Origin of the sequence: Pseudanabaena cinerea FACHB-1277 (genome assembly GCF_014696345.1) — a bacterium.
GTDB classification, from domain to species: Bacteria; Cyanobacteriota; Cyanobacteriia; order Pseudanabaenales; family Pseudanabaenaceae; genus Pseudanabaena; species Pseudanabaena cinerea.
Genome location: NZ_JACJPY010000055.1, coordinates 20,479 through 30,302, shown reverse-complemented (window position 1 = coordinate 30,302; position 9,824 = coordinate 20,479). Strand labels below are relative to the sequence as shown.

The following is a 9,824-nucleotide window of genomic DNA, read 5'->3' as shown; positions in this document are numbered from 1 at the left end:
TATTGAAACTAGCTCCCAATAAGTTAACCTACTATCAACGAGGTAAGAGGGCTATGCAGCTTGTCACGGCTACGTTTTAGATGTCTTTGTCACCCCCTCAGAGTACAAATACCACTGCTGGTGCAAGTAATGCGATCGCCACGGGTACTACGGCACAAGCCTTGGGTACAAGCTCGATTGCTACTGGTACAGGCTCAACTGTTTTCGCAGGTTCAGCCAATTCTATTGCTATTGGTAGTGCGACTGGTGTGGGTGTAACTGCCGCAACCACAAACGCGACTGCGATTGGGGCTGGTTCTGTGGTTGGCGCTGGCGCAAATTCTTCTCTCGCGATTGGGAATACAGCCAAGGTCGTGGATGGTGCATTAAGTGCGATCGCGATTGGTAACACCAATACAACAGCAGGTGCAAATAACTCCATTGCCACTGGTAACAACGCCCAAGCTCTAGCAGCTAGTGGGATCTCTACTGGTACTAACTCCAAGGTGGACACTGGCGCAACCAGTGGTGTGGCTATTGGTAATAGCACACTTGTGGGAGCAACCTCAATCAGTGGTGTCGCAATTGGTGGTGGCTCCAAGGTTTTAGATAATTCTGCTGGCTCGGTGGCTCTAGGTAGAGGGGCGCTTGTTGAGGCTAATACGACCAACTCTACGGCAATTGGACGTTCTACGGTGATTGGTACTGGTGCAACGGATGCGATCGCCATCGGTACTAAGGGAGCTAACAACAACATTGGCACTAACGCTGTGAACTCCATTGCCATTGGTAATGGGGCTAATGTCGGTGATGGCGCAACGAATGCGATCGCCACAGGTACTGGAGCAACAGCAAGTGCTAACAATGCCACCGCAATTGGTAACACAGCCAAAGCAACAGCTAAACAAGCAACCGCGACAGGTTTCCAAGCAACAGCATCGGGCGCTGATTCCATTGCCACGGGTACAAACTCCGTAGCCGATCAAGCTAACGCGACAGCAATTGGTAACACTGCCAAAGCTCAAGGAACAGACGCAATCGCAGTTGGTAGTTCATCCCTAGCCAACAAAGCTAATGCGATCGCCACTGGTAAAGCCGCAGAAGCAACAGCCACAAATGCAACAGCAACAGGTTTCACAGCCAAGGCATCGGGCGCTGATTCCATTGCCACGGGTACAAACTCCGTAGCCGATCAAGCTAACGCGACAGCAATTGGTAACACTGCCAAAGCTCAAGGAACAGACGCAATCGCAGTTGGTAGTTCATCCCTAGCCAACAAAGCTAATGCGATCGCCACTGGTAAAGCCGCAGAAGCGACAGGTGTAAATGCAACAGCCACTGGCTTTACTGCCAAGGCATCGGGCGCTGATTCCATTGCCACGGGTACAAACTCCGTAGCTGATTCTGCCAATGCTACTGCCATTGGTAACACAGCCAAAGCGCAGGCTGCTCAAGCGATCGCCATTGGTAATGGCATCACCGCCAACCAAGCTAACGCCTTTGCGATCGGTTCTAATGGAACCAAAGCAAGCGGCACTAGCGCGATCGCCCAAGGTAATAACGCCCAAGCCTCTGGCGCTGATTCGATTGCTATTGGCACAAGCACTGTAGCAAGCCAAGCTAACGCGATCGCGATCGGCAAAAGTGCCAATGCGACTGGGCTTAACTCTAGCGCACTGGGCTTCAATGCCCAAGCCACCAAGCAAGGCTCAACCGCCATCGGCGACTCCACTCAAGCAACAGGTCTAAACTCTAGCGCCTTTGGATTTAAAGCTGAAGCAACTAACGATGGCTCTACGGCTCTTGGCAATCTTTCCAAAGCCTCTGGTTTAAACTCCACAGCAATCGGACCAAACGCTCAAGCTACTCAAGAAAGTGCCACGGCGATCGGTGTTAACTCCCAAGCTATTGCCAAAGATGCCACCGCGATCGGCGTTAACTCTGTAGCTTCCAAGAGCAGCGCCACTGCCATTGGTGTGGGCGCAACTGCCACCCAAGAAAGTGCCACCGCCGTTGGTCAAGGCGCAAATGCAGCCCTAGCTAACTCAACTGCGGTGGGTCAAGGCTCTCAGGCAACTGTCGCCCAAGCAACAGCCCTCGGTCAAGGTTCCAATGCCAGTGCTGTTAATTCAACCGCCCTCGGTAAAGGTGCTAATATCACCAACGTTGGTGCAACTAACTCGATCGCCGTTGGTGGAGGTTCCACTGTATCAGGCGCATCCAGTAATGCGATCGCCGTTGGTGCAACAGCCAAGGTTTCTTCCAGTGACGCAATCGCCCAAGGTAACAACGCCACCGTAGGCACAGGCGCAAATGCTTCCATCGCCATCGGTTTAGATGCCAAAGTACTTGACGGTGCAACCAATGCGATCGCCATTGGTACAGGCGCAAAAGCCACCGCTAATGGCGCAGTGGCAATTGGTAGAAATGCTGAAGCGAGAGATCCTGGTACAGCAGTTGGAGACACCGCCGTTGCCACTGGAACCGATGCTTCCGCATTTGGCTTCAAAGCGACAGCGACTGCAAACTTTGGCACAGCGATCGGTACAAACGCCAAAGCGACAACGGGTAATAACTCTAGCGCTTTTGGTGCAAATGCTCAGGCTACAGGTGCTAACTCGACTGCCATTGGTTCAGGCGCGATCGCGACCCAAGCGAACCAGATGACCTTCGGCACAAACAGCAGCTTCTATACGCTACCTGGTCTAGCCCCTGGCGGCGCATTTGTCGGCAGTACAGGTCAAAACGGTACAATTCAAGACTCTACCAAAGTGCAGTATGTCACCGTTGACAGCACTGGACGTTTAGGAACTGCCAGCGCCGTGGTCGGACTCGATCCACGAGTGCCTGGCATTGAAGATGGTTTGAGAGCCTTGGGTCAACAGATTCAAACTGTTGGTGCATTGTCCGCCGCCCTCTCTGCCTTGCCCACCACCTTACCTGCTGATAGCAATGGTGGTTGCGGTATTGGTACGGGTGTATATGGCAGTGCTTGGGCAGGAGCCGTTGGTTGCACAGGTCGCTTTAGTGAATCCGTCACCTTTAACCTCGGTGGCGCTTTCTCTTCTGCACCTGCCTCTACGCAATACAGCAGTGCGCCAAACTTCATGGCAAGATTTGGTATCTTCTTCCAGTTCTAATTCCAAACAAAGAGATAGCATAGCCATCTCTTTGTTTAAAAACTCTTATATTTTTGTCGCCATTTCAGCAACTGCGATAACCTAAACAAAAGCACCGTGCTTAGCGCGGTGCTTTTGTTATATCTCAGGAACAATCGCAATCGCTGATAGTTCAAGAATACAAATTTTCCGATAATGCAAAGTATTGAAAAAACAATGAAAATATTCCCATCCCCTCGCAAACTAATTGCCGCCATTGCCATCGCCACCTGCGCGACCGCCGTTACGGCAGCCCCTAGTCATAGTCAAACCGAACCCGCACCGACAGCACCATTATCCAACGACTGGAAAGACTATGGCAACATTGAGCAAGGCTTCATGCAAGGCTGTATAGGTAAGCAGTTACTACCATCCGCTCAAAAAAAGATTAGGCAAGAATTTTGCCAATGTGCCTTTCTCAGCTATAAAAATCGTTATGCCCCGCAAACCTTCATGCAGATGAACGCCCTAGCGATCGATATTGGCGAAAAGGGACCAGCTTTAGTCAATCTCATGATGCGTCCTGAAATAGATGTGTGTACCACCAGAACTGGCTTCCGTCCATAATCCTCCAATATTCGCAACTTAAAACCTAAAACTAGAAGCTGTCCCGATCGCTAAGCTGGCAGGACAGTTTTCTAGATTTTTAATTACTTATGCCCAGCTACTTACCTGACTTTATCGGCAAACAAAGAGGCAAGCCAATAGACTAGGGGCGCGATCGCTAGGGCAGGCAAAAAAGAGGCAACCCGTACCTTCGCAAGTTCTAAGAGATTTAAACCCAACCCTAACAGCATTAGTCCACCCACACCCGTCACAATCAAGACTGGCTGAGCATTGGCAGGATCGGGCAAACTCTCTGCCAAATTACCTGCAAGTAAGGATAGACTGCCCTGATAGATGGCAACGGGTAAAAACGAAAAGCCGACCCCGATGCCGTAAGTACTTGCAAAAACAATCGAGATAAATCCATCAAGGGCAGACTTTAGCACCAACAGCTTATCGTCACCGCGCAAACCATTATTGAGGCTACCGATAATCGCCATGGGGCCAATACAAAAAAGGAGGCTAGCGGCAACAAACCCTTCCGTAAATTTGCCCTTGCCCTTAAATTTGGCTTTGAGCCAATCACCAATCGCCTCTAGCCTTTTCTCAATTTGGACAAGCTCACCAATGATGCCCCCAAAGATCAAAGCCACTAAAGCTAAAATCACCCCATCAAGTTCACCTGCTTTCACTTTGAGTAAGCTATTCGCCATATTAAAACTGACAAATATAGTAATTAAGCCGATCGCTTGCTTGAGAATGGGCAGTATTTGCGCCAAGAATTTACCGCGCAAAATTAGTCCTAGCCCAGTGCCAATGGCGATCGCCATCACATTAATCCAAGTGCCACTGGTTTTTTCCAAAAAATTTAGCATGGATTTGATTTTAGCTTAAGCTCCCATGCTTTTGCGATAAAATCACGCTCCACAGGCATTAGATTGGTTAGTTGACCGACACAATCCATCCATACTGCCTAGTAAATACCAAAACAGCATACTCACCCTTGGCTCATAGATCACAATATCCAGCCATCCAGACATTAGGCATAAAGCTATGGCGATCGCCACAATTACGATCATCCCTTCAGTTTGTTTAATCAATGCTGATTGGAGCGATCGCTTAAAAAGCCCAACGATGATTCCGATTAGCCCTAGTAATGCAGGTATCCCCGCACCAACAGCGATCGCTAGGAATAAATTATGTTCGTGGGGCAGTCCGCGCAGGTCAAAATTCATCCCTGCTGCCACCTTGGGGAAATTGCGTAAACCCCAGCCCTGAAGCGGATGTTGACTAATTAAGGAAGTGGCAAACTGCCAAGCATTGAGGCGATCGGCGGTGGATGCATAGTCGCCAAGGCTAGGATCGAGAGTGCTGGCAAGACGCAGGACAAAGCCTTGGGGCAGTAGCGATCGCAACCATTCTCCGCCCAGCCCCAACCGACTGCCAAATACCGCCCAAGCGATCGCCAATGTCACAACGGTAAACCCTGAGACGATCAGCCATTGACGATAATAAATTGCCATGATCACCGCACCGATGAGCGCCAAACCCCAAGCATTGCGCGAACCCGTCATGATCAATATGGCTAAACCCAAACACAGAGCGATCGCCGCGATGATTCTCTGCGATTTGCTAATACTTTTGACCTTGCCGATGGCAAAATGTAAGGCGATCGGCAAAATCATTAATAGATAAATGGCAGTTTCGTTAAAATGTCCAAAAAGCGACTGAATGCGGCGATCGCTACTAAATCCCATCGGAATTATATAGCTATCAAAAATCGCCTTCGGGAACCTCAAATCAGGACGATTTATCACCACCTGCAATATCCCAAAACCACCAACTAAGATAGAACCAACCACAAATAGCCAGAGTAAATGGATAAATTGGGCAGGGGTACGCACTATATAACTAGTGGTGGCGGCGAGTAAAAAGAATGGCAAAAAGTTAGCTAGTCCGACTGCGGCAGTGCCGAAGTCCCAAGCTGTCAGCGTCGTCAAAATCATCCAGAGAGAAAGCCAGAAATAGCCAATGGTTATGGGTGTAACCAGCGATCGCCAACCTCGACAAAACAGGACCCACAGCATTAGCAATGCTGCAAAAAATGGCATAAAGATATTGTTCGTCACCATCAATAGGGCGATAGTTTGTAGCGATCGCCATTCGCCTAATATTGATCGATCCTCTAGCGATTTCCAGAACATTTATTGTGGTGGCTGAAACGAAAAAGAGATTGGCTGCGATCGCAGTGCTTGCATTTTGGCAACTTCTTGATCAAGTTGCTTGCTAATATCGGCATTACTCTTAACGGGTGGCGGCGAAGACTGCATCATGTTCAATTTGAGAACCACCTGCTTCACCATCATTTGTTGTGCGTCAACATCAATATCCACCGTCACCGCATCACTACCCAAAAACTTCTCAAGTTCTTGATTCACAAAGGATTCTGTAAGGTTCTCCACCGACTGCTCCACCAATGACCGCCCCTGTAATCGCCCCTGTAGGAGTTGCTGTTCAAATAACTGAGTCACATTGCCCAATTGCAGCGACTTTGCTAATTTCTGAGCGATTGCTAAATACTGCGGCTCAATTACCTGCCCCAGCGCATTTTCGATATTAAATTTTGACTTTACCTGTTGCAATAGGAAATCAAACTCTGATTTATGCAATTGAGCATCTTCCACTAGGGGCAGGATCGATAAAACCGTCTCTGGCAAAAGATTCTGTAACTGCTCAGTCTGGAAATTCTGAGCATAGGCATTGAGGGTATTCAGAACTTGATTTTCCAGCGATCGCTGCCATTGATGTACCCCTTGAATTAATTGCTCTGTTTTTGAGTCGATTGCTAAATCAAGGGTATCAGGCAACCCCCGATCAACCCCAAACTGTTGCACCACCTGCTGAATCACCGCATCGGTCGACATCAAAGAAAGCGCTCCCTCTTGCGGTTGAAATCGCAATATTGCACTGGCGATCGCCGATAACTGCTCGGCATTGCCTGACACCGCAAAGGTTTTGGCATATGCCTTAAGGCTGTGCAATAGCGGGAGCGTGAGATTAGTATTTGACATGACCCTGCATGGCTAGATTTATTTAGAACGCAACTGTTCCAACTCAGAGCGCAAAGTTGCCAACTGCTCAGTTAATTCTTGGATCTCGTCACGCATATTAGCATTTACCTTGCTCTTCGCATCACCATTGTCGTCAACGGTTTGGGCGGTAGTATTCACTGTGGTGAGGTCGGCGCTTTCAGAGGACTTAGGCACAGTGCCGTTTACCTGTTGAGCAATAAAGCTATCCACATAGCTACGTGCCTCAGCCTCAACTGTCACGCCCTTTTCGGCAAGCTCCTGTGTGATTTCGTCAAAGGTAAGAGTTAACCTTTTTAGGTTTTCTTCGCGCTTATTTGGATCTTGGATTACCTCAATTAAAGATGATGTAGCACCGAGGGTAACGTAATAACCCCTTTGAAACAGCTTTTCTAAGTCGATGGTATCCATACAAAACCTGCAAATATATAGTTTTGTAATATTCTAACCGATCTCTCTTGTTACAGTAATTGCTGCACAGGAAAAGCGGTTATAAATGCACGGCGATCGCGATTTCATCACCTGTATATTTAGCCAAATCGATCAATTTCCCTGTAACCACCTCACCATTGACAATCATTTGTTTGACATCGCTATGATTGGTTACGGTCAGCGAGAGAACCTTGCCGCGAAACTGGCGCTGAGCCGTGAAACCTGACCACTCCGTAGGAATTTTGGGATCGATAATCATGCCCTCAAAGGTGGGTTGAAATCCTAAAATGTAATCAATGCCAATGCGTAACATCCATACCGCCGTACCCGTCAGCCATGAATGGCTTGCCTGTCCTTGGGTTTCATGATCGGGACTGGTTACATATTCTGGATAAACATAGGGTTCTGTTTCAAAGCGATCGCATTTTGCATCGGTCGCCTGAGAGGAATTAATTGGCATCATGCGGCGATAGATTTCCCATGCAAATTCGGTATCACCATTGAGCAACGAGGCAAGTACAAACCAAGATGAAGCGTGGTTAAACACTGCGCCGTTCTCTTTCTTGCCTGGGACGCACCGACTGATTAAACCGACCGTATCATCAATTTCCGTAAAAGATGGCGCGACAATCTGCATTCCAAAAGGTGTGGTGAGATACTCACGGCTGCTTGCCATACAGCGATCGGCGCGATCGCTTGGTGCGAGTTCAGAAATTACTGCCCATGACTGCGCGTTCAAAAAGATTCTGCCCTGACTAGCGCTAGATACGCCAATCGGTTCGCCATTGTCACGAAAAGCGCGTAAATACCATTCACCATCCCAGCAAATATCGTTAGTGACTTGACGCAAATGTTCATAAAAGTTCTGGAATTTCTCAAAGGATTGAGAATCCTGTTTATATTCACAAACTGGTAAAGATTTCTTTAATACATAGCCTAAGAAAAAAGCACCCCAAGTAGTTTCGCCCTTGCCCTGTGAACCCACATGATCGAGGGTATCATTCCAATCGCCCGTAAAAATACGCGGCATTCCTCTTTCGCCTGTGTTGGCGATCGCAAAGTCTAGCGCTCTCACCAAATGCTCATAGACTGTTCCTGAAGTATCATCATGGTAGGTCACAACTTCTTCTAAAATCGAAAAATCACCAGTTTCCTTGAGATATTCCACAATGCCAAAGGGAATCCAAAGTGGTGTATCAGAATGATTGGTGCGTTCACCTGTATTGGTTAGTACAAAATAATTATGTAACGTGGAACCATCTTTAAATTGGAAGTTCAGCGCCTTAATTAATCGCTCTCTTACTCTCACAGGATCAACCATGACCACACCGAGAATATCCTGAAAGCGATCGCGCATCCCCGTCCCAAACAACAATCCACCATGATAATAGCCCGAATTTCGCGCCATATCAAAGGTGACAGCCGCCTGATACTGATTCCACACATTAATCATCGCGTTAAAAGCGGGATCGGGTGTTTGCACCTGCACAGAGGATAAATGGTGATCCCATTTTTGTTTGAGTTGCCGAAATTGGCGATCGACTGTTTCTAGGATGAGATTTAGATCCCCCCCAGCCCCCCTTGTGAAGGGGGGAGAATTTTCTTTACCCCCCTTTGCAAGGGGGGTAGGGGGGATCTCTTTCTTCGCAATCTCCAAAGTCACCGCAAAATCAATAGAACTATTCGCCCCTAACGCAATCTTTGATTGCAGAGCCACCACAGGATCGCCAGCCGTGATCTCCGTATTCTGCATCACCCCTGTTTCCACCGCCACAGGGTTCGCCTCCGATCGCCACCTGCCGATAAAAGTATCCAGACTACTATCAAAACCAGAAATGGGTAAACTCTGTGAAAAATAAATCTGATATTTCCAATCAATATTAGGCTGCTTCACCGAAACACCCTTATTCAGCACCCAATAGCGGCGCGTGGCAACTAATGCTTGCAAATCTTGATCAAAATGAATATCCGTAAAATGCTTATCATTGGGTTGATTGATCTGATCATTCAACGCATTCCCCATCAATAGTTCTAAAAAAGAATAAACTTCTAAATCTCGCGCCTCACCCGATACATCGGTCAACTTCACGCGCCATACTTCCGCATTCACATCATTGGGAACGAAGTAAGTAATTTCCCCACGAATTCCATTAATCTCAGTTGTGATTTTGGTGTAGCCCTGACCATGACGACATTCATAAAAGTCATATTTCAATTCAATGGTGGGAGCCCAACTCAGTGACCAATATTTGCCCGTGGCGACATCCTTGACCATCACATAGCGCCCAGGGCGATCCCAGGGTAGGCAGTTATAGCGCATTCTGCTAATGCGGTTATCGCGGGGTGACTCTAAGAAGCTAAAGCCGCCGCCCGTATGGGAAATTAGCCCAGCATATTGGCTATTCCACATATAGTTAAACCAAGGGCGCGGGGTGCGCGGATCTGTGATTACAAATTCCCGATAGTCTTCGGTGTAATAGCCATATTGGTTTGCGATCGCCACGATGAGAAATATTCCTATAGTTAATGATTATTGTTCATTGAACCACAGACTGGATATGTATCTATTGCGCGATCGCCCTGTGATATGACTACTTGAGAGGCGATCGCGCTGTTATCT

7 protein-coding genes are annotated in these 9,824 nt (G+C 47.9%); 2 read left to right on the top strand and 5 right to left on the bottom strand.

The window, feature by feature from the left end; translation table 11 throughout:
* Positions 1-86 precede the first annotated feature (86 nt).
* The gene (locus H6F44_RS15460) at positions 87-3,119 is read left to right on the top strand and encodes a beta strand repeat-containing protein (RefSeq protein ID WP_190351927.1); all 3,033 of its coding nucleotides are present in this window, start codon (positions 87-89) and stop codon (positions 3,117-3,119) included.
* Between the two features lie 195 nt (positions 3,120-3,314).
* Positions 3,315-3,704 carry a hypothetical protein gene (locus H6F44_RS15455; protein WP_190351926.1) on the top strand — a complete coding sequence of 130 codons (390 nt, stop codon included), beginning with the start codon at positions 3,315-3,317 and terminating at the stop codon, positions 3,702-3,704.
* 101 nt (positions 3,705-3,805) lie between these two features.
* Here H6F44_RS15455 and H6F44_RS15450 read toward each other — a convergent pair whose 3' ends face one another.
* The 5 genes from H6F44_RS15450 to H6F44_RS15430 form a co-directional block, all read right to left on the bottom strand.
* Positions 3,806-4,558 carry a DUF554 domain-containing protein gene (locus H6F44_RS15450; RefSeq protein ID WP_190351925.1) on the bottom strand — a complete coding sequence of 251 codons (753 nt, stop codon included), beginning with the start codon at positions 4,556-4,558 and terminating at the stop codon, positions 3,806-3,808.
* A gap of 42 nt (positions 4,559-4,600) precedes the next feature.
* The gene (locus H6F44_RS15445; protein WP_190351924.1) at positions 4,601-5,887 is read right to left on the bottom strand and encodes an O-antigen ligase family protein; all 1,287 of its coding nucleotides are present in this window, start codon (positions 5,885-5,887) and stop codon (positions 4,601-4,603) included.
* On the bottom strand, positions 5,888-6,754 hold the full coding sequence (locus H6F44_RS15440) for a hypothetical protein (protein WP_190351923.1): 867 nt from the start codon (positions 6,752-6,754) through the stop codon (positions 5,888-5,890).
* Positions 6,755-6,772: 18 nt separating this feature from the next.
* A complete protein-coding gene (locus H6F44_RS15435) occupies positions 6,773-7,183 on the bottom strand; it encodes a hypothetical protein (protein WP_190351922.1) in 411 nt (136 codons plus the stop codon).
* Positions 7,184-7,262: 79 nt separating this feature from the next.
* On the bottom strand, positions 7,263-9,707 hold the full coding sequence (locus H6F44_RS15430) for a GH36-type glycosyl hydrolase domain-containing protein (RefSeq protein WP_190351921.1): 2,445 nt from the start codon (positions 9,705-9,707) through the stop codon (positions 7,263-7,265).
* Between the last annotated feature and the right edge of the window lie 117 nt (positions 9,708-9,824).